This window comes from Bradyrhizobium sp. T-1, from assembly GCF_053592855.1.
Genome location: NZ_CM132115.1, coordinates 7,216,100 through 7,241,154 on the forward strand (window position 1 = coordinate 7,216,100; position 25,055 = coordinate 7,241,154).

General features: G+C 63.1%; 19 protein-coding genes, 1 tRNA gene and 1 pseudogene. 12 read left to right on the top strand and 9 right to left on the bottom strand.

Annotated features, from left to right (window positions below):
• The first annotated feature begins 67 nt into the window (after positions 1-67).
• The 3 genes from carB (at position 68) to ACWAT4_RS34475 (ending at position 4,746) form a co-directional block, all read left to right on the top strand.
• On the top strand, positions 68-3,532 hold the full coding sequence (gene carB, locus ACWAT4_RS34465; RefSeq protein ID WP_212427346.1) for a carbamoyl-phosphate synthase large subunit: 3,465 nt from the start codon (positions 68-70) through the stop codon (positions 3,530-3,532).
• A 207-nt stretch (positions 3,533-3,739) separates the two neighbouring features.
• Positions 3,740-4,213, top strand: a complete 474-nt coding sequence (greA, locus tag ACWAT4_RS34470; protein WP_212236205.1) for a transcription elongation factor GreA — start codon at positions 3,740-3,742, stop codon at positions 4,211-4,213.
• A gap of 137 nt (positions 4,214-4,350) precedes the next feature.
• Positions 4,351-4,746, top strand: a complete 396-nt coding sequence (locus ACWAT4_RS34475) for a DoxX family protein (protein ID WP_249149310.1) — start codon at positions 4,351-4,353, stop codon at positions 4,744-4,746.
• 10 nt (positions 4,747-4,756) lie between these two features.
• Here ACWAT4_RS34475 and ACWAT4_RS34480 read toward each other — a convergent pair whose 3' ends face one another.
• Positions 4,757-5,236: an Lrp/AsnC family transcriptional regulator gene (locus tag ACWAT4_RS34480; protein WP_027534298.1), complete on the bottom strand. Its 480-nt coding sequence runs from the start codon at positions 5,234-5,236 to the stop codon at positions 4,757-4,759.
• A gap of 267 nt (positions 5,237-5,503) precedes the next feature.
• Here ACWAT4_RS34480 and trxB point away from each other — a divergent pair, with 267 nt between their 5' ends.
• From trxB to ACWAT4_RS34505, 5 genes and pseudogenes are all read left to right on the top strand, one after another.
• Positions 5,504-6,469, top strand: coding sequence for a thioredoxin-disulfide reductase (gene trxB, locus ACWAT4_RS34485; RefSeq protein ID WP_449729192.1), 966 nt, complete (start codon positions 5,504-5,506; stop codon positions 6,467-6,469).
• A gap of 5 nt (positions 6,470-6,474) precedes the next feature.
• Positions 6,475-7,398, top strand: a complete 924-nt coding sequence (locus ACWAT4_RS34490) for a LysR family transcriptional regulator (protein WP_164938875.1) — start codon at positions 6,475-6,477, stop codon at positions 7,396-7,398.
• A 446-nt stretch (positions 7,399-7,844) separates the two neighbouring features.
• Positions 7,845-8,752, top strand: a pseudogene (locus ACWAT4_RS34495) (4-hydroxy-tetrahydrodipicolinate synthase family protein).
• A 167-nt stretch (positions 8,753-8,919) separates the two neighbouring features.
• On the top strand, positions 8,920-9,069 hold the full coding sequence (locus ACWAT4_RS34500) for a hypothetical protein (RefSeq protein ID WP_212296983.1): 150 nt from the start codon (positions 8,920-8,922) through the stop codon (positions 9,067-9,069).
• 118 nt (positions 9,070-9,187) lie between these two features.
• Positions 9,188-9,331: a hypothetical protein gene (locus tag ACWAT4_RS34505; RefSeq protein WP_212296984.1), complete on the top strand. Its 144-nt coding sequence runs from the start codon at positions 9,188-9,190 to the stop codon at positions 9,329-9,331.
• 158 nt (positions 9,332-9,489) lie between these two features.
• On the opposite strand, the gene ACWAT4_RS34510 is transcribed toward ACWAT4_RS34505, so the two are convergent.
• Both ACWAT4_RS34510 and ACWAT4_RS34515 read right to left on the bottom strand, forming a co-directional pair.
• The gene (locus tag ACWAT4_RS34510; protein WP_025032179.1) at positions 9,490-10,167 is read right to left on the bottom strand and encodes a ParA family protein; all 678 of its coding nucleotides are present in this window, start codon (positions 10,165-10,167) and stop codon (positions 9,490-9,492) included.
• 403 nt (positions 10,168-10,570) lie between these two features.
• Positions 10,571-10,921, bottom strand: a complete 351-nt coding sequence (locus ACWAT4_RS34515) for a hypothetical protein (protein WP_212446497.1) — start codon at positions 10,919-10,921, stop codon at positions 10,571-10,573.
• A 376-nt stretch (positions 10,922-11,297) separates the two neighbouring features.
• On the opposite strand from ACWAT4_RS34515, the gene ACWAT4_RS34520 reads away from it, so the two are divergent.
• The 3 genes from ACWAT4_RS34520 to ACWAT4_RS34530 all read left to right on the top strand — a co-directional run bounded on the left by ACWAT4_RS34520 (position 11,298) and on the right by ACWAT4_RS34530 (position 13,119).
• Complete coding sequence (locus tag ACWAT4_RS34520; RefSeq protein ID WP_449729193.1) at positions 11,298-12,245, top strand: AEC family transporter; 948 nt, start codon at positions 11,298-11,300, stop codon at positions 12,243-12,245.
• Positions 12,246-12,378: 133 nt separating this feature from the next.
• Positions 12,379-12,714, top strand: coding sequence for a hypothetical protein (locus ACWAT4_RS34525; protein ID WP_449729194.1), 336 nt, complete (start codon positions 12,379-12,381; stop codon positions 12,712-12,714).
• Positions 12,715-12,906: 192 nt separating this feature from the next.
• Entirely contained in the window at positions 12,907-13,119 is a 213-nt protein-coding gene (locus ACWAT4_RS34530) for a hypothetical protein (RefSeq protein WP_449729195.1), read from the top strand.
• A 584-nt stretch (positions 13,120-13,703) separates the two neighbouring features.
• On the opposite strand, the gene ACWAT4_RS34535 is transcribed toward ACWAT4_RS34530, so the two are convergent.
• From ACWAT4_RS34535 to ACWAT4_RS34555, 5 genes are all read right to left on the bottom strand, one after another.
• Positions 13,704-14,657 (bottom strand): DUF4238 domain-containing protein, encoded by a 954-nt coding sequence (locus tag ACWAT4_RS34535; RefSeq protein WP_449729196.1) that lies wholly within the window; start codon positions 14,655-14,657, stop codon positions 13,704-13,706.
• Positions 14,654-15,808, bottom strand: coding sequence for a hypothetical protein (locus ACWAT4_RS34540; RefSeq protein ID WP_449729197.1), 1,155 nt, complete (start codon positions 15,806-15,808; stop codon positions 14,654-14,656). Before ACWAT4_RS34540 ends, ACWAT4_RS34535 begins: the two co-directional genes overlap by 4 nt.
• Before the next feature lie 149 nt (positions 15,809-15,957).
• Positions 15,958-17,724 (bottom strand): adenylate/guanylate cyclase domain-containing protein, encoded by a 1,767-nt coding sequence (locus ACWAT4_RS34545; protein WP_449729198.1) that lies wholly within the window; start codon positions 17,722-17,724, stop codon positions 15,958-15,960.
• Positions 17,725-18,025: 301 nt separating this feature from the next.
• A tRNA-His gene (locus ACWAT4_RS34550) sits at positions 18,026-18,102 on the bottom strand.
• A gap of 315 nt (positions 18,103-18,417) precedes the next feature.
• The gene (locus ACWAT4_RS34555) at positions 18,418-18,849 is read right to left on the bottom strand and encodes a phasin (protein WP_212296990.1); all 432 of its coding nucleotides are present in this window, start codon (positions 18,847-18,849) and stop codon (positions 18,418-18,420) included.
• A gap of 642 nt (positions 18,850-19,491) precedes the next feature.
• Between ACWAT4_RS34555 and ACWAT4_RS34560 the strand changes: the two genes are divergently transcribed.
• Complete coding sequence (locus ACWAT4_RS34560; protein WP_449729199.1) at positions 19,492-22,974, top strand: PAS domain-containing sensor histidine kinase; 3,483 nt, start codon at positions 19,492-19,494, stop codon at positions 22,972-22,974.
• Positions 22,975-22,977: 3 nt separating this feature from the next.
• On the opposite strand, the gene ACWAT4_RS34565 is transcribed toward ACWAT4_RS34560, so the two are convergent.
• On the bottom strand, positions 22,978-24,951 hold the full coding sequence (locus ACWAT4_RS34565; RefSeq protein ID WP_449729200.1) for a methyl-accepting chemotaxis protein: 1,974 nt from the start codon (positions 24,949-24,951) through the stop codon (positions 22,978-22,980).
• Positions 24,952-25,055: the final 104 nt, after the last annotated feature.

Below are 25,055 nucleotides of genomic sequence, written 5' to 3' on the forward strand. Positions count from 1 at the left end.
CTCGGCCAAAGGGACGCGCAGCAGCGCGCCCTTTTTTTGTGCCCAAATCCGACTTCGGCGAGAGTTGATGCCCAAACGTACAGACATCACCACCATCCTCATCATCGGCGCCGGTCCCATCGTGATCGGCCAGGCCTGCGAGTTCGACTATTCGGGCACGCAGGCGGTGAAGACGCTGAAGGAAGAGGGCTACCGCATCGTCCTCGTCAATTCCAATCCGGCCACGATTATGACCGATCCGGAATTGGCCGATGCGACCTATATCGAGCCGATCACGCCCGAGATCGTCGCAAAGATCATCGAGAAGGAACGTCACGTCATTCCCGGCGGCTTCGCGCTGCTGCCGACCATGGGCGGACAGACCGCGCTGAACTGCGCGCTATCGCTGCGCCGGCAGGGCACGCTGGAGAAGTTCGACGTCGAGATGATCGGCGCGACCGCTGATGCGATCGACAAGGCCGAGGATCGGCAGCTGTTCCGCGAGGCCATGACCAAGATCGGGCTCGAGACGCCGAAGTCGCGTCTCGCCAACGCCTCCGAGCTGAAGAAGTCCTTCCGCGACAAATACCACGCCGAGCGCGAAAAGCTGTCGGGTGCAGCGCTCGAAGAGCTCGACCGGCAATGGACCCTCGGCGAGAGCGACCGCCGCAAGCGCTACCAGGAATACGCCTTCGGCCAGGCCATGATGGCGCTGTCCGAGATCGGCCTGCCCGCGATCATCCGCCCGTCCTTCACCATGGGCGGCACCGGCGGCGGCATCGCCTACAACAAGGAAGAGTTCCTCGACATCATCGAGCGCGGCCTTGACGCCTCGCCCACCAATGAAGTCCTGATCGAGGAATCCGTCCTCGGCTGGAAAGAGTTCGAGATGGAGGTGGTGCGCGACAAGAAGGACAATTGCATCATCGTCTGCTCGATCGAGAACTTCGATCCGATGGGCGTGCACACCGGCGACTCCATCACCGTCGCTCCGGCACTGACCCTGACGGACAAGGAATACCAGATCATGCGCGACGCCTCGCTGGCGGTGCTGCGCGAGATCGGTGTCGAGACCGGCGGCTCCAACGTGCAGTTCGGCGTCAATCCGGAAGACGGCCGCATGGTCGTCATCGAGATGAATCCGCGCGTGTCGCGTTCGTCAGCGCTGGCCTCGAAGGCCACGGGCTTCCCGATCGCCAAGGTCGCGGCAAAGCTCGCGATCGGCTACACGCTCGATGAAATCGCCAACGACATCACCGGCGGTGCGACGCCGGCCTCGTTCGAGCCGACGATCGACTACGTGGTGACCAAGATCCCGCGTTTCGCCTTCGAGAAATTCCCCGGCGCATCCTCCACGCTGACGACGTCGATGAAGTCGGTCGGCGAGGTCATGGCGATCGGCCGCACCTTCCAGGAGAGCCTGCAGAAGGCGCTGCGCGGGCTCGAGACCGGGCTGACCGGCCTCGACGAGATCGAGATCGAGGGCCTGGGTCGAGACGACGACAAGAACGCGATCCGCGCCGCGCTCGGCACGCCGACGCCGAACCGCATTCTCCAGGTCGCGCAGGCGATGCGGCTCGGCTGGTCGAACGTGGACATCTTCAACTCCTGCAAGATCGATCCGTGGTTCCTCGGCGAGATGCGCGGCATCGTCGACATGGAAGAGAAGGTCAGAAAACACGGCCTGCCCAGCAATGCCTTCGGCATGCGCACGCTCAAGACCATGGGTTTCTCCGACGCGCGCCTGGCGGTGCTTGCCGAGACGACGGAGGCGGAGGTCACCGCGAAGCGTCACGCACTCGGCGTCCGTCCGGTCTACAAGCGCATCGATACGTGTGCGGCCGAATTCGCCTCGCCCACCGCCTACATGTACTCGACCTATGAGTCGCCGTTTGCAGGCAGCACGGCCGACGAGAGCACACCGTCGGACAAGAAGAAGGTCATCATCCTCGGCGGCGGCCCGAACCGCATCGGCCAGGGTATCGAGTTCGACTATTGTTGCTGCCATGCCTGCTTCGCGCTGCATGATGCCGGCTATGAATCCATCATGGTCAACTGCAACCCGGAGACGGTGTCGACCGACTACGACACCGCCGATCGGCTCTATTTCGAGCCGCTCACCGCCGAGGACGTGCTGGAGATCATTGCCAAGGAGCGCAGCAACGGCACGCTGCATGGCGTGATCGTGCAATTCGGCGGCCAGACTCCGCTGAAACTCGCGCGCGCGCTCGAAGCCGCCGAAGTTCCGATCCTCGGTACCTCGCCCGACGCAATCGACCTTGCGGAAGACCGCGATCGCTTCAAGCGCGTGCTCGACAAGCTGCGGCTGAAGCAGCCGAAGAACGGCATCGCCTATTCGGTCGAGCAGGCCCGCCTGGTCTCTGCCGATCTCGGCCTGCCGCTGGTGGTGCGCCCGTCCTACGTGCTCGGTGGCCGCGCGATGCAGATCATCCGCGAGGAGAACCAGCTCAACGACTATCTGCTCGGCACGCTGCCGGAACTGGTGCCGGCCGACGTCAAGGCGCGCTACCCGAACGACAAGACCGGCCAGATCAATACTGTGCTCGGCAAGAACCCGCTGCTGTTCGACCGCTATCTGTCCGACGCCACTGAGATCGACGTCGACTGCCTCTGCGACGGCAAGGACACCTTCATCGTGGGCATCATGGAGCACATCGAGGAAGCGGGCATCCATTCCGGCGACTCCGCCTGCTCGCTGCCGCCGCACTCGCTCGACGCCAAGATGATCGAGGAGCTGGAGCGGCAGACGCGCGAACTCGCGCTCGGCCTCGACGTGGTCGGCCTGATGAACGTGCAATACGCCATCAAGGACGGCGATATCTACGTGCTCGAGGTCAATCCGCGCGCATCACGCACGGTGCCGTTCGTCGCCAAGGTGATCGGCACGCCGGTCGCCAAGATCGCCGCGCGCGTCATGGCCGGCGAGAAGCTCGCCGACTTCAAGCTGAAGAAGGCGGACCTCAAGCATGTCGGCGTGAAGGAATCGGTCTTTCCGTTCGCCCGCTTCCCAGGCGTCGACACCGTGCTGGGTCCGGAGATGCGCTCGACCGGCGAGGTCATGGGCATCGATCGCTCCTTCGCGGTGGCATTCGCCAAGAGCCAGCTCGGCGGCGGCACGCGGGTACCGCGCAAGGGCACGGTGTTCGTCTCGGTCCGTGAGAGCGACAAGGTTCGTATTGCCGAGGCCGTGCGCCAGCTGCATTCGCTTGGCTTCAAGGTGCTGGCGACCTCGGGTACGGCGCGCTTCCTGACCGATCAGGGCATCCCGGCGGAGAAGGTAAACAAGGTGCTGGAAGGACGGCCGCATATCGTCGACGCCATCACCAATGGCGACGTCCAGCTCGTTCTCAACACGACCGAAGGCCCGCAGGCGCTGGCCGACAGCCGATCGCTGCGGCGCGCGGCCCTCTTGCATAAAGTGCCGTATTACACCACTCTTTCCGGGGCCGTGGCGGCCGCGCAGGGCATCCGCGCCTATCTGGGCGGGGACCTTGAGGTTCGGACCCTGCAGAGCTACTTTTCGGAAACCTGATCACGAGCGGCGGCTCCGCTGCCGCTAAGTGATTGGCAATGAAGCCACAATGGCCGGAGGAACTGTCCGGCCATGCGGTTGTTCTGTTCCGGCGCCAGACCCACATAACGCTCCGGGGCGGCGTTTTCAGCCCCGGACATACTGACGAATCAAGGTTGCCGCGCCCTCTGTTTTTGGCGGGCGCGCGGCCGAAGGACGAGAGAAGAGATGGAAAAGGTTCCGATGACTGCGAGCGGCTTTGCCGCACTCGGGGAAGAATTGAAGAAGCGCCAGTCCGAGGACCGTCCGCGCATCATCGAGCATATCGCGGAGGCGCGCTCGCACGGCGACCTGTCCGAGAACGCGGAATACCACGCCGCGAAGGAAGAGCAGTCCCACAATGAGGGCCGTATCGCCGAGCTCGAGGACAAGCTCGCGCGCGCCGATATCATCGACATTTCCAAGCTCTCCGGCGACACCATCAAGTTCGGCGCCACCGTGACGCTGGTCGACGAGGACACCGAGAAGAAGGCGGTGTGGCAGATCGTCGGCGAGGTCGAGGCCGACGCCAAGAAGGGCCGTATCTCCATCACCTCGCCGCTGGCGCGTGCGCTGATCGGCAAGAAGAAAGGCTCGACCGTCGAGGTCAACGCTCCCGGCGGCGCCAAGGCGTACGAGATCACCAAGGTGGAGTGGCGGTAATCCACCCCGCAAGAGCTGCCCTGAAAAGCCGCGCAGCTTGCGCGGCTTTTTTGTTTCGCGATGTCTCCAGCGCGCGATTGTGAACTGCAGCGTCCTCCGTCATGCTCGGCGCCGCCGTCAGAGCGAGGGAGGACACGATGGACATCGATCGCATCGCCGCGCAAAGCCAGCCTTATCTGCTCAGCCTCTTCCGCTTCATCACCGGGCTAATGTTCTTTCACTATGGCGTCGCCAAGCTGTTCAAGTTTCCGCCGGTGGAGATGTTTTCCGAGGTCACGCCGTTGTCGCTCTGGGGCGTTGCCGGCATGTTCGAGTTCGTGCTCGGCGGTCTCTTGATGATCGGCCTCTTCACCCGATTGGCGGCTTTCATCCTTTCCGGTGAGATGGCCTTCGCCTATTTCATCGAGCACCTGCCGCACAGCTTCTTTCCCGTCGTCAACGACGGCGCGCTGGCGATCGTCCTGTGCTTCGCCTGTCTCTTCCTCGCCGCGGCGGGCAGCGGTCCGATCAGTGTGGACGCGATGCGGCGGTGACCCTTCGCTTCTACCGCCGTCCTTTCACGTCGAGCGGCACCGCCGCCTCATACTTCGAATTGTGCAGCACCAGCGACGTCCGGACGTTGCGCACGTGCGGCGCGGCAGTCAGGTGGGTGACGAAATCCTGGAAGGTCGCCATGTCAGGAGCGACGCATTTCAGGATGAAATCGACCTCGCCCGACAGCATCCAGCATTCCCGCACCAGCGGCTCGGCGCGGACGAATTCTTCGAAGGCGCGCAAATCGGCCTCCGCCTGACTGGAAAGGTGCACCGCCGCGAACACCGTGACATCGAAGCCGAGCTTTCGCGCATCCAGCAGCCCGCGATAGCCGTGAATGTAGCCCTCCTCCTCGAGCGCGCGGACCCGACGCAGGCATGGCGGCGGCGAAATACCGACCCTCTTGGCGAGTTCGACATTGGTGATTCGACCGTCCGCCTGGATCTCAGCGAGAATTTTCAGGTCGATCTCGTCTAGGTTCCGCGACACGTGATTGGAACTCCTGGCCTTAATGGCGGTATTGGGTGGGTCTGTCGCAATCCTCATAGCCCAGTCTGTGCCAAATCAGCAATTTTATTGCGCGTGCAGCGCAATCGACTTTTGTTCCTTGTTGGAAAAATCCGCCGACAGGGAATGCAATTCTTGCATAGCTCACCAGAAGGCTTAGATTAGCTCTGATATTTCAGCGCCTCCGCGAGGCCTCCCGGCACGTTCCGCGCCCGCGCTGCAAATCCCCCGTGAAAGGCGTCCATCGAAATGTCCGCTCCTGTTCATGCAAAAGTCGTCATCATTGGCTCCGGCCCCGCCGGTTACACCGCGGCGATCTACGCCGCGCGCGCGATGCTTGAGCCAATTCTGATCCAGGGCATGCAGGCGGGCGGCCAGCTCACCATCACCACCGACGTCGAGAACTATCCGGGCTTCGCCGACGTGATCCAGGGTCCCTGGCTGATGGAACAGATGGAGAAGCAGGCGGTCCATGTCGGCACCAGGATCGTCACCGATCTCGTGACCAAGCTCGAGACCGCGCAGCGCCCGTTCCGCCTCACCTGCGACTCCGGCAACGTCTATTTCGCCGATACCGTGATCCTCGCCACCGGCGCGCAGGCGCGCTGGCTCGGGCTGCCCTCAGAGGCGAAATTCCAGGGCGGCGGCGTATCGGCCTGCGCCACCTGCGACGGCTTCTTCTACCGCAACAAGGACGTCGTGGTGGTCGGGGGCGGCAATACCGCGGTCGAGGAAGCCCTGTACCTTACCAACCACGCCTCGCAGGTCACCATCGTGCATCGTCGCGATCACTTCCGCGCCGAGCGCATCCTGCAGGAACGTCTGTTCAATCACCCGAAGATCAAGGTGGTCTGGGACTCGGCCGTCGACGAGATCTGCGGCACCGAGAACCCGAGCAAGGTCACCCATCTGCGCCTGAAGAACGTCAAGACTGGCGCGCTGACGGACCTGAAGACCGATGGCGTCTTCATCGCCATCGGCCACGCGCCGGCGACGGAGCTCGTGAAGGACCAGATCAAGCTGAAACCGTCGGGCTATGTCGAGGTCGCCCCGAACTCGACCGCGACCTCCGTCCCCGGCCTGTTCGCCGCCGGTGACGTCGCTGACGAAACCTACCGCCAGGCCGTGACGGCCGCAGGCCTCGGCTGCATGGCAGCGCTCGAAGCCGAACGATTCTTGGCCCTGCGCGCCAGCGAGCGCGCAGCAGCGGAATAACGATCATGCCCCGAACACGCGACGGATTTACGGATATGGACTGGGACAAGCTGAAGGTGTTTCACGCGGCGGCGGAAGCGGGCAGCTTCACGCATGCGGGCGAGCAGCTCGGCCTGTCGCAATCGGCGGTGTCGCGCCAAGTCTCGGCACTGGAGCAGGAGCTTTCGGTCTCACTGTTCCACCGCCATGCCCGCGGCCTGATCCTCACCGAGCAGGGCGACCTCTTGTTCCGCACCGCGCATGACGTGTTCATGCAGCTGCAGGCGGCGCGCGCGAAACTGACCGACAGCCGCGAGCGGCCGAGCGGCGATCTCAAGATCACCACCACGCCCGGCGTCGGCATCAACTGGCTGATCCCGCGGCTCGGCGAGTTCACTGCGCTCTATCCCGAGATCCGGATCTCGCTGATCGTCACCGACGAGGAGTTGGACCTCTCGATGCGCGAGGCCGACGTTGCGATCCGCACCCGCAAGCCGACGCAACCGGATCTCATCCAGCGCAAGCTCTTCGCGATGGGCTTCCACGCCTATTGCTCGCCGGAATACATCAAGCGCTTCGGCACGCCCCGCACGCTGGAAGAGCTCGATGCCCACCGCATCATCTCGCTCTCCGACGGCAACTTCGCGCCGCATTTGCAGAACCGCAACTGGCTGGTCGAAGCCGGTCGCAACGGCTCGGGTCCGCGCGAGGCCTATTTCAAGGTCAACAACATCCTCGGCTTGGTGCGCGCCTGTCAGCAAGGCCTCGGCATCGCCGCGCTGCCCGACTATCTCGTCGAGGAACAGAGCAAGCTCGTGCAACTGTTCGGCGAATCGGATTCGATCCAGCTTGATACGTATTTCGTCTATCCGGAGGAGCTGAAGACGGTCGCGCGCGTGCAGGTGTTCCGCGACTTCGTGGTGAGCAAGGCGCAGCGCTGGCCGTCCTGATTTCCGCATGACTGACATGCGGCCTCGGCTGTTGCTGCATGCCGCTCGTCAAGCTCATACTACTTGTACGCTGAGCCTTCGCGTTGCGCATTTGTCCCCCTCCTCCAGTGGCGCGGGAGTTCAGTAATCCCTCTTGGAAGGTGATTGTGTCGGCCTCACGTGGCCAATACCTAAGCCGGGCCCTTCGGGTCCGGCTTTTTTTCTGTCTAAATCGGCTTTCGCCTTCCGCGTGTATTGACAGCTTTGGGCATACCCCGCATCATTTGCGAATGATCACGAAGTCGTGCGCAATCGTCTCGAAAAAAGGCCCCCATCCGGGGACCTCGGATTTTTGCGCGCGCTAGGCCGACTTCGTCATCGCGAGCCAATCCGGAAAACCCCGCCACCTGGACGGGGTTTTTTCATGTGCCCTCCGTCTCAGGTTCATTTGAGAAGGAGATAAGACCATGACCGATCTGCGAACCCATATGCATGGACTCTGGCTGCCGCTGGTGACGCCGTTTCGCGACAGCCGCCTCGACGAGGTGTCGCTGCGGCGGCTGACGCGGCACTACTGCACCCAAGCCATCGACGGCTTTATTCTCGGGGCGACCTCGGGCGAAGGCATGACGCTGCGCGACGCCGAGCTCGAGCGCCTCGTCGCCATCGTCCGCGATGAGATGGCGGCCGGCCGCCGCACGCTGCCGATCGGGCTTGGGCTATCAGGCGCGGACAGCTCGCGGATGAAGGAGCGGCTCGACGAGACCGCGGACTGGCCGATCGACTTCTATCTGATCGCGAGCCCCTATTACGTGCGACCGTCGCAGCGCGGCATCCTCGCCCATTTCGAGACACTGGCGGATCACGCGGCCTGGCCGCTCGCGCTCTACAATATTCCCTATCGCTGTGCCGTCGGCATCACCAACCAGACCCTGCTGCGGCTCGCCGAGCATCCCAACATCATCGGGCTGAAGGATTGCGGCGCGAGCCGCGAACAGTCGATCGCGCTGCTGCGCGACCGGCCGAAGGGCTTTCATGTGCTGACCGGCGAGGACGCGAACTATTTCGAGGCGCTCAGCGACGGCGCCGACGGTGGCATCTTGCTGTCCGCCCATCTCGAGACCGCGACGTTTGCCGCCGTCCATGCCGAGCTGAAGCGCGGCAATCCGATGCGGCAGAGGCGCGCTGGCGGGAGGTCGCGGAGCTGACGCGGCTGTTGTTCGCAGAGCCGAGCCCGGCACCGGCGAAGTACTGGCTGTGGCGGACCGGCTTGATCGACAGCCCCGAGGTGCGCCTGCCCATGGTGGAAGTGAGCAGCGAGCTCGCCGCCACGCTCGACCGCGAGATCGAGCGGCGGATGAAAGTCGCAGCGTAACGTTCTCCCTCGCCTCTCCCCGCAACAGCGGGGGGAGTTGCGAGAACGCCGGCCTTGGTTAACCGGAGGCGAATGGCCTTCGCTGTCGCCGCATGGCGCATCCACGTCTCGTTTACGCAATGGCGCCTATCGTTCTCCCTCAACGACTTTCAAAAGGGGGAATGACCATGGGGCAACGCGTTCGCCCGACTGCGGCGGAAACCTTCGCGCCTGCCGATCTTTTGCAGGGAATTCTGGTGGTGTCCTCGTTCGGCTTCTGGGCCGTGGTGCTCGGCCTGATGCCGGTGCTGCTGTTTCGCGTCTGGCTGGCAGGCTGACGGGATAGTTAAGCGAAGGTCGCAAATGCGCTCAAAATGCGAGCGGAGCTGCAACCTGGAATTTTAAAACATCGTGCGTATCGTTCACCCCATAAGCGAAGAAATCGCGGGGGCGAATTTGAATAATCAGAATGATGCGGCGTCACATTACGACGCCGAGCAGGGCTTTTCCACCGAAGACATCATCTGGGCCGTCGGCATCTGGTCGGTGATCCTGACGCTGTCGCCGGTCATCGTCTTTTACATGCTGATGGTGGCGTAACCTTCGTGTCCTCATTCCGGAGCGCCCGAAGGGCGAATCCGGAATCTCGAGACTCCGGGTCTGGCGCTTGCGCGCCGTCCCCGAATGACAGCTGAGGGCGAAAACGCAAAACGCGCGGACTTCCGCGCGTTTGTCGTCCGGGGAAATGATTGATGAAATTATGCCGCCTGCTTGTGCATTGCGCCGGATGCCGACGCCGTGCCGCGAATAGCTTTGACTGAACGCTCGATCGCCGCCCACAGCCTTGCAATTTCCTGGGCAGCACGGCTCTCGGCCTGATACTCACGCGCGCCTTCGCCGTGGCTGAGTGCCATCAACAAATCCGAACGATTGGTGATCTGACCGCCCCACACCGGCGCGCGGAACTTGGCAAGCGCCTCGCGGGCGATGGTGACGATCGGGCTCTCGGCTTCGTCGCGCTTGGCCGGCGCACCGTTGAGCACGACCGCGTAGGGCTTGCGCGCCGCGCGGCACATCTGGATGGTTTCCTGCACCGCGTTGACGTCGAACACGCCGGGCCGTGCGGGGATCACCACCATGGTGGCATTCTTGATCGCGTCGTCGACGACGGCCGACAGGTTCGGCGGCGTGTCGATCAACACCCATTCGTAACCGTCGCGCTTGGCCGCGGAGACGATGCCGCTGACCGAGTTCACGGCTGCCTTGATCGGCGGTTCGTTGGTGCCGCGCAGCTTGTGCCACAGCGTGAGCGAGCCCTGCGGATCCGCATCCACGAGCATCACCTGCTTGCTCGCCTTGATCTGCGCAGCGAGATGTGCAGCCAGGGTACTCTTGCCCGAGCCGCCTTTACGCGATGCAAAAACAATAACGTTCATACCTCTGGCCTCCAGATTGACCCCAGGCCGCGAAAATGAATCACCGCGCTGATTCGTGAAAGAAAAATTTATCGGCAGTTGCGTTGCCGCCACGAAATAACAAGGGGTGTTGGCTTTTGAGTCACACTGCCGCGCGCGACGACAGACATGAACTGTCATGAATCGCCGTTCGCACGGGCAATCGCGTGTTTTCCAGGCCATCACGCCGGAAAAACCCGACTGCAACCTGGCCGCGCAAATCGACGCGACGAGCTTTTCCATCGCATGCGAAGCGCAATCGCTGCAGGCGTGCGCGCAGGGTCCGCGAACAAAACGAGTCCGGTGGCTGTCGCGTGGCTGACGCCGCCCCGTCATCCTGACGGAGGGGCGTCACGCGTTTCGAGAAGCGAACGTGACGGGGTGCCTAGCCGTCCTCGGTCTTTTTCTTCTTGGTCGTCTTCGGCTTGCTCGTCTTCTTCGCCACGACGGGCGTGATGCTGGTCGGCTTGCCGGCGCGGCGCGCCTCGCCCGGCTCCGGTCCGCGGCGGAAGAACACCGCGCATTGCGGCGTCAGCTGCGCCTTCTTCCGGATCATGCAGGCGGTGATGGCATCGACGTTCGGAATGAACTCGCTGCAGAGCCGCATCGCATCCGGCGTGCAGGCCTGCTCCTCCTCGGGCGTGTAGGCAAAGCCCCGGCCCGGCAGCACCAGAACGGCGAGCGCCAGCGAGAGGGCTGCAGCAGCCATGGATGTCTTGAAGCGCGATGCCGGCATCGATCCCCCCAGAATGTCGAGTCGGACGGGAGTGTGGGTGAACGGGCGTTGGTTGGCAACGAGGGGTAAGGCAAAAACGGCGCGTGTGCGGTCTCGGCAACAGGGACGACGTCGAATAGGCTTGAGGGCGACGCTCCGGGCTCGCTCCACCTCCCCGCGCGGCCACAGCAGGCCCAGCTAACTCCTCCCCTCCGACCCAAACCGCGAAAACAACCCCATGCACCGTAGCCAGATCACCGGCGCCCCTCGCGAATTTCGTCGACCTTGCGGATTTTACGAATTTCCTTTGACACGTCGGGCAAAACACCGGCATGATGGCAGCATCGAGACGCGCGTGGGGTGGTGGGCCTGATCTCCCCGTGAGGGGGAGAACCGCATGGCCACCGTATTGATCGTCGCACCGGTGTTTGCGCTGATCGCCGCCGGCTATGCGTCGGTGCTGTTTCGCTTCGTCTCCGAGGGCGCGCACAAGGGCATCTCCGAATTCGCCTTCAGCATCGCGATCCCCGCGCTGCTGTTTCGCACCATCGTCGTGTCGGAATTCCCCGACGTCAGCCCCTGGCGGATGTGGGGCGCCTATTACGGCGCGCTCGCGCTGACCTGGATCGCGGCGATGGCAATCTCGGCGCTCATGCGCGAACGGCGCGAGGACCGCGAGGACGGCGTCGTGTTCGCGATCGGCTCGGTCTACGGCAACATCGTGATGCTCGGCATTCCGCTGGTGCTCTCGGCGCTCGGCAACGAGGCCGCCGGGCCGATGTCGCTGATCCTGTCGGTGAACACGCCGCTGCTGTGGCTGTGCGGTATTTTGCAGATGGAGCTCGTCAACCGCAAGCGGACGGGCTCGCCGCTCGCGGTCATCCGTCCGGTGCTCGCAGATCTCGCGCGCAATCCCTTGATGCTCGGCATCGGCTTCGGCGTCATCTGGCGCTTCACCGGCCTCGGCCTCAACCCCGTCGTCGACAAGACCATCGAGCTGCTCGCGCAAGCGGGATCGCCGGCCGCGCTGATCGCGCTCGGGATCAATCTGTTTCGCTTCGAGGTGAAGGGCGAGATGGGAAGCGTCGTCGTGATGAGCGCGCTCAAGCTGGTGGCGATGCCGGCGATCGCGTATCTGCTGGCGAAGCTGCTCGGCCTGCCGCCGGTCGCCGCCGGCGTCATCGTGCTGTTCGCGGCGATGCCGACCGGCGCGAACGCGTACATCTTTGCGGTTCAGTATCAGCGGCTGGTCAACCCGGTCTCGGGCGCGGTGGCGCTGGGGACGCTGCTGGCGGCGGTGACGTTGCCGGTGGTGGTGCTGGTGGTGGCGGCAGGGGTGAGGTAGCGAGGAGATAACGCGCCGCGGAGGTCCGTCTGGCCCGAGGTTGCAGACGCCGCGGAACACGCGCCCGCCACGCGATAGCCATTTTGATCTGGCTCAACTCGGCCCTGATACCGGTCGATAAGGGTGGGCCTCAGTGATCACCCCGGGCAAATATTCCGTGTGGTTCAAGACGCCGGTCGGTGAAGGCGCCGGCGTGGTCGAGTTCGGCCCTGACGGGAAACTGAGCGGCGGCGATTCCACGTTTGCCTATGCGGGAAACTGGACGCAGCAGGGCGAGCACTTCAAAGCCAGTCTTTCCGCCCGACGCGTAGAGCCGGGGCCGCCCGGCGTCTTCGGATTGGATGAGATCGACATTGTCGTGTCCGGCCGCTCGGTCGACGGCGCGTCCACGTCCTGTACGGGGTTTGCGAAGCAATCGCCGGGGTTGAAGCTTGAGGTGGAGCTTGTTCGGATTGTTGGGGATCAGTGACGATGCAGCGCTGTCAGTGTTCGCGGGATCGCATCGATTAGTTCTGACCAGCGGATGATAGCACGCGCTCTGGACGATTCTGAGCTTAGTGCCCTGGCCTTGACCAATGTTTCCCTAAAGGTCGAGCCATTCGGCGGCCGGATCTTTAATGCCGTCCGTCTAGCAGTCGGGGGCATCATCAAGGAGTCCCCTATGACTACCCTCCGCGCGGCCGCCTTCTCGCTGATCCTGCTTGCCCCGACGGCCTCGCTCGCCGGCGAGCGCGTGTCCCTCGACCGCAACCCGTCCATCCAGGCCCGGCTCGACGCGCAGTGGCAGCGGTACAATCCGCCCTCCAACACCCGCTCCTGCACGTTGCGGGAGGAGATCGGCCCGAACGGCCAGAAGATCATGGCCTGCCGCTGAGGCCGCCCCAAGGTCTGCGGCCTCTCGGATCGGAGTTCAAGGAAATTGCGGGAGAAGGGCAAATCTATGCGCCCACTTTCCGGGAGTTTAGTGCACCGTCACCGTAATCTTTCGGTGAGTGCAAATTGATCCGGCAAAGGCCTCTATTTCTCGATGCCTTTCTCGCGGTAGATTCTTATGAATAGTGTGAATACCTCCTCGCAGTACCGAGTGATATCCTCGGCGGCGTCGCGGAGCCGCTGTACTTCTTTTTTGCGACCTTGCATCAAGCGATGTTTGCCTTCCCCTTCTCGCTCATAACGCAAGAACTCAAATCGATGGTTCCCTGCCTTATCCGTATCGAGACGAAGGAAGCCGTGCGCCATTAAATGCCGGATCTCGTCGTATGCGAGTAGTTGATCGCACAGACGCTCCAGGTCGGCTCTATACGGTTCGTATCCCTCGTCCTCTGCAATTCGTTCGGCGGCCTTTATCCGATCTTGGACTCGATACGGAAATCGCAATCCGACCTTTACGGCAAAGTCGGCCAGATGAACTCGACCTGCGAATACGACGCGATAATCCGGCCTCGCAGGAAGAGGGCCTCATCTACCAGTGCCTTCTGCTGGCCTGTCGGCGATTTCTCCATCACCTGCCTGCCTTTCATCATCCGGGTAATAGCCGATGCCCGGAAAGAGCGGAGTCGCTTCCATATCTTTCGACATACATTTCGCAATAAATGCAGTTTGCGATTCATCATGAGCCCACACAAATCGACGTGCCCGACCGACTATAAACCTGTTGTGGTTATGTACGAGCTCCCGCGGTGGAAGTGCCCTCAGCTGCCGCAATGAGCCAGGATCGTTTGCGGCGACAAAAAGCTTCGTTGGGCCAATAGGCAGATACACGACACCATGCCGTTCCTTCAAATTCGCAAAGCACACCGGACGGCACGACAGCAGGAAACGGTGGTTCGACGCTGAAACGTCAAGCACGCTCCATTTCATGTTGTTGAGGTGCTTGCCGAGAACCTCGTTGTCGAAAATCCTGATGATCGAATTGACGTGTACTTTCGTGCCGACGAGTGGGTCTTTGGCGGCCAAATACTCGTCAAATGTTGGAGGGTCTTCGGGTTTCTTGATTGCCTCGTATTCCTTTTGATACTTTGCTCCATTCCCATCCCATACTGATTTTGCCGCAACGCGAAACTCGGGCATCGCGTCAGGATGCCGGAAGTGCAGAGCGATCACGAAACGCGACCACGCGCTGATTAGCTCAACTGTCCAGCTTGTCGAACTTCCGCTCAGGTGAAGTTTGAGCGCATCCGCGGCGACCCGATCGGCATAGTCAAAAAACTTCTGTTCGAGGAATTGAGCCACGTCGGGCGGTAATTCGGGGAAGGAATACAATTGGGGCTCAAAGCCCGTAGCTCGTGGCCCAACAGACTTTGAAATCAGCTTGCCATGCTTAGTCGTGTATTCGATCAGCTTTCCGTTTGCCCCGGCCCACTGGGAGAGGAAGAAAGCTGGAATGAAATGGTGGTCGAGCGGCGCGCTCATTCTTTCCCAGGTTCGATGGTATCTATCTCCTCGATTCTCGCGGGGAGTTCAAGCAGTGTAGGCACGACGCGCTCGCTGAAGCTAACCTTATGCTTCTTGAGAAGGCCCGAAAAGGCACGGTCGCCTCGCCAGAGGTCGGTATGCGGCAGGTACATCACATGCACGAAATCGATACCATCCGACTCTTTGATCGACCGCCCATCGCGCTCAAATGCGAAGAGGACTTCAGCAGCGAGGAGAGCGCTCTCATCTCCGAATAGCTGCTTCCAAATCGGGACGTCTTCACATAACTGCTGCGGCGAAGATATTTCTTCGCGAAATGTCTTCCGGTCTCTCCGCAATTGTAGGAGTTGCGAACGCCCGTCCGGTGATAGAGCTTCATCCCCCGTGGCATTTAGTTCGGCGGTGATCCTGGTCCGCAAATCCTTCGTACCCGCCATCATGCTCCGGAATTCTCCCAGCATTTTGGCGAATGTGCCCGCAATGTTGTCTCGTCTCTCTATGATCGGGCAATCCCAGTTGCACTGCTCAAACCACAGTTCATAGATTGATGCGGGATCGTTGATAAAGAACCATACTCTTCGGTTCGCTTCGTCACGACTCATTGAGCCCGCGACGTACCTGCCAAACGTTCCATCCTCCACTAATGATCTGCCGAACATTACTGGCCAATTCTTGTAAGCTAGGGCCGCAAAACGGTCGGGGTACTCTTCGGCCCACCGACGCAGGTAATTGCGCCTTGCTGCAATGCACCGAACGTGAGTTGTCGTTTCGGGATCATTTTTAGCCGACTCAATAAATTGACCAACGATTGCTTCGATCTCGTGATCGTTGAGGGTTATGCGGGGCTGCCAGAGTCCTTCTTTCGAGAAGCGATGCCCCTCACCTAGATCGGTCGGATAGGGAAATGCGTTCAGCCCACAAAGCTCAGAAAGCAGTCGAGCCCGAGATAGACGATTGCCTCGATGCTCGGCGTCTGCTCGTTGCAGCAATTCAAAAACCACGTGGTAGGATAGTCCGATCTCGATCCGGCCGCATCCCGCCAACACGGCAAGCCTTTCTCGAACTTTCTGAATAGGGCTGCCGGTCGGCGCATCGTGCATGGCCGAGTAGTCGGATGTGTCGAGATGTATTCTGACCGGACGGATCATTTCCCCCACGACAAATTTTCATAGATGGCGCGCATGGCAGCCTGACGGTTACGGTGACAGTGCTGGACTGCACCCCTGACGTGAGACACGATAATTTCAGTGACAGGCCCGCGTCGTCGACAAAGAACGAGGAGATACATACCCCGAACTCATTCCGGCAACTGGGTCTTCCTCAGGCCCTCGATGATCCGTTTCGATGATTGCGCGCTCCCGGCGATCCGCCCGGCTATTGTAAAGGCGGGGTCGGCTTGAAGAAGACGGGCCGCTGCCTCGCGCGCCTCTGCTTCACGTCCGAGATGCGCGAGAGCGGAGGTGAGACAGTAATACGCTGGGGGAAAGGAGGGATTCAGACGGAGAGCCCTCTTCGCAGCAGCGACGGCCTCATCGAAGCGACCAAGCTCGATCAGGCCCAGCCCCATGACGTTGAAAGACTGGAATAGCAGCGGGTCTACCGGACTCAAGCGCATCGCGATTTTCTGGCTTCGGATGGCTTCCTCAGGCAAGCCCGCAATCCTGTAGACCGTCCCCCTGCCATGCCATGCATGAAACGAATTCGAGTTGAGCGCGACCGACCTGTCCGCGATTTCGATGCTGCTCTCATAATCGCCCGTGAACGCCAGGGTCGCGGCGACAAATGCCAGCTTCTCCGCATCGTCGTCGTCGACACCCATCGCCACTCTCAGCAGTCGAACCGCTTCCGTGCGGTCGGATTGCGGATCTCTCGAGTGGCCGCACAAGATATTGAGCATGTGGCAGGCCCCCACGATCGCGGCCACAAACCCGTAACGCGGATCCAACTCCAACGCGCGATCGCCCAGACGTATCGCCTCTGCCATTCCCTCGCGCGTGGCTAGGTAATATTGCGGCATCATGCGGAGGAAAAAATCGTAGGCCGTGAGGTTCTCCGGCCGTCGCCGTGTTGCAATTTCTGTTTGGAGCAATTTTGGATGAATTGCCGAGACGACAGCGGTCGTTATTTCGTCCTGCAGAGCAAAAATGTCCGCCAAATCGCGTTCGAACCTGTCCGCCCACAGGTGCGCCCCTGTCATCGCATCAATCAACTGTCCAGTGATACGAACTTTGCCCGATGCCTTGCGCACGGACCCCTCAAGGACGTAGCGGACGCCAAGCGCGCGTCCAACGTCCTTGATGTCGACAGCCCGATCCTTGAAGGTGAAACTGGAATTGCGTGCGATCACGAACAGCGATTTGAAGCGCGAGAGGGCGGTGATGATTTCCTCAACCATCCCATCGGCGAAATACGCCTGTTCGGGATCACCGGACATGTTCTGGAACGGGAGCACCGCAACGGAAGGCTTGTCGGGGATCGGAGGCGGGCTCTCGACCTCGGCGAAATGCGTGAAAGCAGCCTCTTGTGTTTCCGTTGGTGTCGCCGCGACGTGATAGGCCCTGACCGGCTCTTGGATGTTCTTCACCGTCTGAACACCAAGATCCACGAAGGCCATCGGCAGAACCTTGTGCACCTGATCGTAGGTGGCACGGGAAATACACACGCCGCCCGCTTTCGCAATCGACTGCAGTCGTGCGGCAATGTTCACACCGTCGCCGAAGAGATCTCCGGCGCGGATCATGACGTCACCAATGTGGATACCGATCCGGAAGCTTATGCGATGATCGGATTTGAGACTGGCGTTGGCTTCGGCCAACGCGGTTTGCGCGTCCACGGCGCATTGCACGGCTTCCACTGCGCTGCCAAACTCGGCCAAAACACTATCGCCCGCCGTGTTCGCTATGCGGCCTCGATGCTGCCCGATGAGCTTATCCAGAATGGCACGGCGCTCGGTGAGACCCTTCAGGGTGCCGACCTCATCGTCGCCCATAAGCCGACTGTAGCCCTCGACGTCTGCCGCGAAGACTGCGACGAGCTTCCTGCTGACCTCGTTAAGGTCTGACATTGGTGCGCCAACGGCTGCCTCGACGCAACTTTGGGCCGCTCGGCTCCGAGCGTCAATCGGGCAAGGTTGAGCGTTGCAGGCCGATCTGGGCGTAGATCCAGAGGGAGTTCAAACGAAATGGCCTATCGGCTGGGGCTCATACGTTGAAGTGGGGGTTTGGCGCGGTGGATGGCCTTTCGCCGTTGGTGGCGAGCCAAGGCGATGGCGACGCACCCCGTGGGCATATGCCTTGAGGCTGGACGGGCCCCGAAGCTTGGTGATCGGGACGTTGCAGGATCGCGGGCCAGGTCTCTGCCGGCGCTGGTACAGTTGGGTGGGCTCGAACCACCGACCTCCTGTTCCACAGACAGGCGCTCTAACCAACTGAGCTACAACTGCATCCTTGCGAGCCGCCCTTGGGGGCGCCCTGAGAGGGCCGACAACCGAGGGGGCTGAACGGGGCGGAAACTAGGTGCAACGGCCGCCTTTGGCAAGGCCGCAAAACCCGATATTTGCCCCTCTCCAGCGCGATAAATCCTTGGATTCGATCGGCTGTCCACGATTTACCTCGTGAGACCTGATCCCCTCACCCGGCTCGCGCCGGACGATGCTTCGCATCGCCGGGGCGATCCGACCTCTCCCTCCGGGAGAGGTGACAAAAAACCCGGGCCCTTAAGGCCCGGGTTTCCTAATTGGATCGATCCGCCTTTTTGATCAGGCGGCCGGGTAGAACTTCGAGGCGGAGGCCTTGATCGGCTCGGCGGTCGCGCTGGCGGCGCGCTGGGCGATCTCGACCAGCTCCTTGGCCTGGGCCTGGAAGGTCTCGAGCTGGGTCTTGGCGTGGCCGGACCAGAGCTGGAAGGCATCGGTCGGCGACTTGGTGCCGAGCAGCTCCTGGGTGAAATCCAGATGGGCCGTGGTGTTGGCCTTGGCGAATTCCATCAGCTTGGCGGTGTACTCGCTCGCGCCCTTGCTGGCCGAGGCGAACACGGCCTCGACGGTGCCGTTGTGAGTTTCGGCGGCGTCCTTGAACTTGGCGTAGTTCTCGCGGGCCTGCGAAACGCCCTTCTCGGCGAACGCACGCACCTGCTCGGGAACCTCGAACGGGATGATCGAGGCAGAAAACGGATCAGTCGCACCTGTCATGGTTGGTCCCTCGCGATAATGAAAAATGGAGTGAGCCTTCTGGCGCGCCCGCCGACCCAACCGGGGCCATTTCTTCTTACGACTGGCGGGTACGAAAGACTGGAACGCAAAACAAACGAGATGGCTCGTCCAGCGCCCAGTAGTATGGCTGCCTAACATGTCAACATTGTGCAACGCAAACGTGATCTCGCGTGCGTTGCAAGAATTTAATCCTGAAGGCGAGGTTCCCCGAGTGGGGAACCGGTGGTTGAGGTATTTCCGTGCCCGTCATTCCGGGGCGCGCGCAGCGCGAGCCCGGAATCCTTCCATCGACCATCTCTGCGGCCCGATGGATTCCGGGCTCGCGACTTCGTCGCGCCCCGGAATGACGGCGAGGACTGATGCCTCGCCTGGGTCGCCCATCGCGGCGCGGCTGACGGTATTGGCGGTATCACGCCCCTTCCCCCCGCTTGAATCCTGCGGATGCAGCAAGGCGGCTGCTTGCGGGGGCGGCCGGATTAAGGTTATCGCGGCATTAGGACACCCCTCATAGGCTGGGGCCGTGGACCTGCCCGCGCCCGCGCGCGATACTAACCCTTTCTTAAGGCTGTCATTCCCGGCAGTCCCGACGTGAAGCGTGACAGCGAGACCTAAAGCCCGCCGATGACCAATTCGGATTTCCAGTTGCGAGGCGTCGGCGATCCCAGGCTGTCCGTGCACGCCACCTCTCCGCTGCCGGCGTGGCTGTGGTCGCTCGATGGCAGCCGCGTACTGTGGGCCAACGCGGTCGGCGCAAAATTCTTCGGGGCGGCCAATGCGGCGGCCCTCGCCCAAAAAACATTCGGCCCCGCCGATGGCCATCGCCGCCAGGTCGTGCAGCTGGCGCGCCGGCTGTCCGGAAACGGCGCGGTCAGGCTGGAGCGGCTGCGCGGCTTCGGCGCCGGACTCGGCACGCTGATGACCTGCGCCTGTGCGCGGCTCACCTTTGCCGATGGCGGCGAAGGCGTGCTCGTCACCGCGATGGATGCAGGCGCGCGCAGCATGTCGCTGGTCGAGCGGCTGCATCGCCTGGTCGACGGCGCAACCACGCCGATGGCGGCGTTCGCGCCGGACGGAATGTTCGCCGGCGCCAGCGAGGCGGCGCGGCCCCTGCTCGGCTTTCGCGATCTCGGCGAGGCCGGGCTCGACCAGGCCCGCAGCGATGCGCTGAGACAAGGCCGCGTCGAGATGCCGATCGGCATCGGCAAGATGGTGCTGCAGCGGGTCGGCGTCGGCAGCGATGTCGGTCTGGTCGCGCTGATCGAGCCGGCGCCGCCGCAAGCGGCGCCTGTTGCGGAGAGCTTGCCGGATCCTGCGCCTGAAGCGGAGCCTGCATCGGCGCTGGAGGCGGCGGTTGAGCCTGTGCCGCCAGCCGCGGAGACGCCGAGCGAGCCCGTCGCGGGAATCGACCTGTTCGATGCCTTTGCCGAGTTGGACGAGACGGCAGAGCCGGACGAGACGATCGCGCCCGCGCCGCCTGCGAGCGTGGTGACGACCGAGGAAACGGCGAGCGAGATCGTCACGATCCAGGACACCGCGACGGAAGCGGCCGCAGAGCCTGTCTCGGAGACGATCACGGATGCGGCGGATGCCGCGCCGGAAACACCGGTTGAAAACCCGCCCGCAGCCATCGTGCCGCCGCAAGCCGCGCCGATCACCTCAGCCATGGTCGAGCCGCCCGGACATGCGCAGCCGCAGTCTGCCAATGCGGAGACACCGCGCCAGCATCCGCTGCGCTTCCTCTGGCAGATGGATGCGGAGGGGCGCTTTGTGCTGGCGTCAGCCGAATTCATTCGCCTGATGGGCACGCACACCGCCGCCGGCTTCGGCCGGCCCTGGCGCGAGATCGCCGACGAATTTTCGCTCGATCCCGAGGGCCGCGTCGCGCAGGCGCTGGCGAGCCACGACACCTGGGCCGGCATCACCGTGAACTGGCCGGCCGACGGCGGCGAGCATCTGCCGGTCGAGCTTGCCGGCCTGCCGGTCTACGACCACGCGCGCAACTTCGCGGGCTTCAAGGGCTTTGGCGTCTGCCGCGATCTCGACGGCCTCAACCGGCTCGATGCGCTGCGCCGTTACGAGCTGTTCGCCGCGCCGGTCGCGCAGCACGGCCTTTCCGCCGATGTGGTCGAGCCTGAGCCGGAGCCCACGCCCGCGGCAGAGGCAGAGGCGCCGCCTCTGCAGGTCGAGGCTCCGCCGCCTGAGCCCGAACCGATACCTGAGCCTGTCGCCGAACTGCCCGAACCCACAACCGAAGCGAATTCACACCCAACCGATCCGGAAACGCCAGTGGAAACGCCTCCGAATGTCGTGCCGTTCCGCGCCCCCGGTGATCTCAGATCACAAAGTGATCAGAGATCGCCGACGCTGACACCGGTCGAGAACAGCGCGTTCAACGAGCTGGCGCGGCAATTGTCCGAACGGCTCGAACGCGAGCGCGAGCAGATTGCGTCCGCCGCAAACGAGCCGCCGGCCGCGGAGATCACACCCGAACCGCCGGAGCCCGAAGCGCCGCCCGCCGCGGCCGAATGGCTGACCGAGCCGGCGCCGCCCGCGCGCGGCGACAGCGCGCGCGACCGCACGCTGCTCGACCTGCTGCCGACGGGCATCCTGATCTACCGGCTCGATCGCCTGCTCTACGCCAACCCCGCCTTTCTCGCGCGCATGGGCTATGCCAGCATCAATGCGCTGGAAGATGCCGGCGGGCTGGACGCGCTCTATGTCGAGCCGGGCGTCTCCGCCGCCAGCAGCACGTCGCAAGCAGGCACGCCGGTGACGATCAGCGCCGCCATCGCCAATGGCGAGCAGCCGCTGGCGACGACGGAAGCGCATCTGCACACGATCGACTGGAACGGCGAGAGCGCGCATGCGCTGATCTGCGCGCTGCCGCAAGCCGCACCCATGATCGTCGCCCCGGTTGTCGCGCCGCCGGTGGCCGCCGAGACCGAGATCGACGAGCCGCTGGTCTACGCGCCCGAGCTCGAACCCGAAGCCGGAGACGCTGACGCCGAAGACCTCGCCGCGATCCTCGACACCACGGCCGAGGGCATCGTGATGTTCGATGCCGAGGGCAACATCCACGCCTGCAACCGCAGCGCCGAAGCGCTGTTCGGCTATGACGGCGAGGCGCTGCTGCAGCAGAACCTGGCGACGCTGTTCGCACCCGAGAGCCAGCAGGTCGTGCTCGACTATCTCGACAGCCTCAAGAGCCAGGACATTGCGAGCCTGCTCGACCACGGCCGCGAGGTGCTGGGCCGCGAGAAGAAAGGCGGCGTGCTGCCGCTCGCCATGATCATGGGCCGGACGCGGCCGGATGGTCCGAACTTCTTCGCCGTGTTCCGCGATCTCTCCCATGCGAAGAAAGGCGAGAGCGAGCTGACGCAGGCGCGCCGTCTGGTCGACGGCGCCGCCAATGCCAAGGCCGACATGCTGGCGCGGATCAGCCACGAGATCCGCACGCCGCTCAACGCCATCATCGGCTTTGCCGAGGTGATGATCTCCGAGCGCTTCGGCGCGCTCGGCAACGAGCGCTACGGCGAATACATGAAGGACATCCGCGCCTCCGGCGAGCGGGTGATCACCATCATCGACGATTTGCTGGAGCTGTCGCGGATCGAGACCGGCAAGCTCGATCTCGTCTTCGCCAACCTCAACCTCAACGACCTGGTCGAGGCCTGTGTCACCGTGATGCAGCCGCAGGCCAACCGCGAGCGCATCATCATCCGCACCTCGCTCGCGCATGCGCTGCCGCAGGTGACGGCGGACGCGCGCGCGCTGCGCCAGGTGACCATGAATCTGATCTCGAACTCGATCCGGCTTGCGAGTGCCGGCGGCCAGGTGATCGTCTCGACCGCACAGTCCGACCGCGGCGAGATCGCGCTTCGCATCCGCGACACCGGCCATGGCCTCAGCGAGCAGGAAGTCGCCGCCGCGATGGAGCCGTTCCGCACCCCACCGCCCGGAGACGCCTCGGACAGTTCGGCGCTGAGCCTGTCGCTGACCAAGGCCCTGGTCGAAGCCAACCGCGCCCAGTTCACCATCAGGAGCGCGGGGACGTCGGGGACGCTGATCGAAGTGACGTTCGCGCCGGTGGCGGCGCGGGCGTGAGGCCTATGCGGCGCGCACCGTCTCCAGGAATTTGCCGACCTCGAATTTGAGGCGGTTGCTGTCGCCCGACAGCGATCTGGCCGCTGACAATACCTGGGTCGAGGCCGAACCGGTCTCGACCGCGCCCTGCCGCACATTGCTGATATTGGCGCTGACCTGCGTGGTGCCGATCGCCGCACTCTGGACGTTGCGCGAGATTTCGCCGGTCGCGGCGCCCTGCTCCTCGACGGCGGCCGCGATGGTGGACGAGATCTCGGACAGGCGCTCGATGGTGCCGCCGATGGTCCTGATCGCGCCGACGGACTCGTTGGTCGCGCCCTGGATGCTGGCGATCTGCTGACCGATCTCGCCGGTCGCCTTCGCGGTCTGCTCGGCCAGCGCCTTCACCTCGGACGCGACGACGGCAAAGCCGCGGCCCGCCTCGCCCGCACGCGCCGCCTCGATCGTGGCGTTGAGCGCCAGCAGATTGGTCTGGCCCGCGATGGCATTGATGAGCTCGACCACGTCGCCGATGCGCGCGGCCGCCTTCGACAATTCGCCGACGCGATCGTTGGTGTGGCCCGCCTGGCTGACGGCCTCGCCGGCAATGCGCGCGGAGGCCTGCACCTGGCGGCTGATCTCGTTGACGGAGGCGGTCAGCTGCTCGGCGGCGGACGCCACCGACTGCACGTTGGTGGCGGCCTCTTCCGAGGCGGCCTCGACCAGCGTGGCAAGCTCGGTCGACCGCCCCGCGGTCGAGGTCAGCGAGGTCGCGGACGCCTCGAGCTCGGTGGCCGCCGAGGACACCGTCTCGACGATCTCGCCGATCGCGCCCTCGAAATCGTCGGCCATCCTGATCATGTCGGCGCGGCGGCGCTCGGCCGCGAGCTTGTCCTGCCTGATCTTCTCGTCCGCCTCCTCGCGCGCCTTCTGCTCGGCGTTGATCTTGAACGTCTCGACCGCCTGCGCGATCTCGCCGATCTCGTCGGGACGGCCGAGGCCTGGCAGCACGATGGCGAAATTGCCCTTGGCGAGCTCGATCATCGCCGCCCGCATCGCCGCGAGCGGTTTCGAGACCGAACGGCCGATGAAGATGCCGAGGCCGAGCACGCCGGTCGCGACCAGCGCGATCGCAATGGCGATCCAGAACTGGATGCCGTCCCGCTCGGCCTCGTTCAGCCGGTCAGCCTCGAGGCGGAGAGTATCGACCGATTTCGACACCTGCTCGATCACGGGCTCGACCGCCGCGAACGCTTCCGACATCGCCTTCAATTCCGTCGCCAGCCGCAAGGCGGTCTCCATCCAGGCGGAGAAATCGCGTTGGTAGTCGGCAAGCTTCTGCCGCAGCTCGGTCTTTGCCGCCTCGGGAATGGCGGCGGCATCGATGCCGCCCAGGAATTCCGAGGCGCGCTTCTTCATCTCGCCGCCGTATTTGGCGTCGCGACGCAGCATGAAATCCTTCTCGTGCCGGCGCATCATCAGCATGATCACCTTGAGCGAGGCATCATGCAGCTGGTCGACCTTGCTCTCGATCTCGTGGACGGAGGCGCGCAGGCGGCCTTCGAGGCCTGAATTCTCATCCAGCCCAAGACGCAGCCTCTCCTCGACCACCGCAGCAAAACGCGTCTGATAGGCCTTCAGCGACGCGTTCATCGCGTCGATCCTTTGCACCAGCTCGGGCTTGCCGAGAGCCGCAATTCTGCCGCGGAGCTTATCGATGTCGAGGGCAACCTCCTTGCCGATCTCGATCTGGCGCTGGACCTTGCTCGCATCGTTGCGCAGCAGGAAATCCTTCTCGGCGCGGCGGCCTTCGAGCAGCTCGACCGCGATCCGGCCGTTCAGCTCGAAGATCGTGCGCGCGTTCTCGGCGGCGTCGCGATAGACACCCATCGCGCGCTCGCCATAGAGGTGAATGCCGCCGATGAGGACGACACTGGCGACGCCGATGACGCCGATCGCGGTGATCTTGTGAGTGAGGCGAAGAGAGAGAAAACGCATCGTTGAAAACCGGTTGTGATCAATGCGGTTGATGAGGCGCCAACGGATCAAAACTTCCGTTAATTTGCGGGCACGTAAGATTACGTGCATTGTGACACAATGCA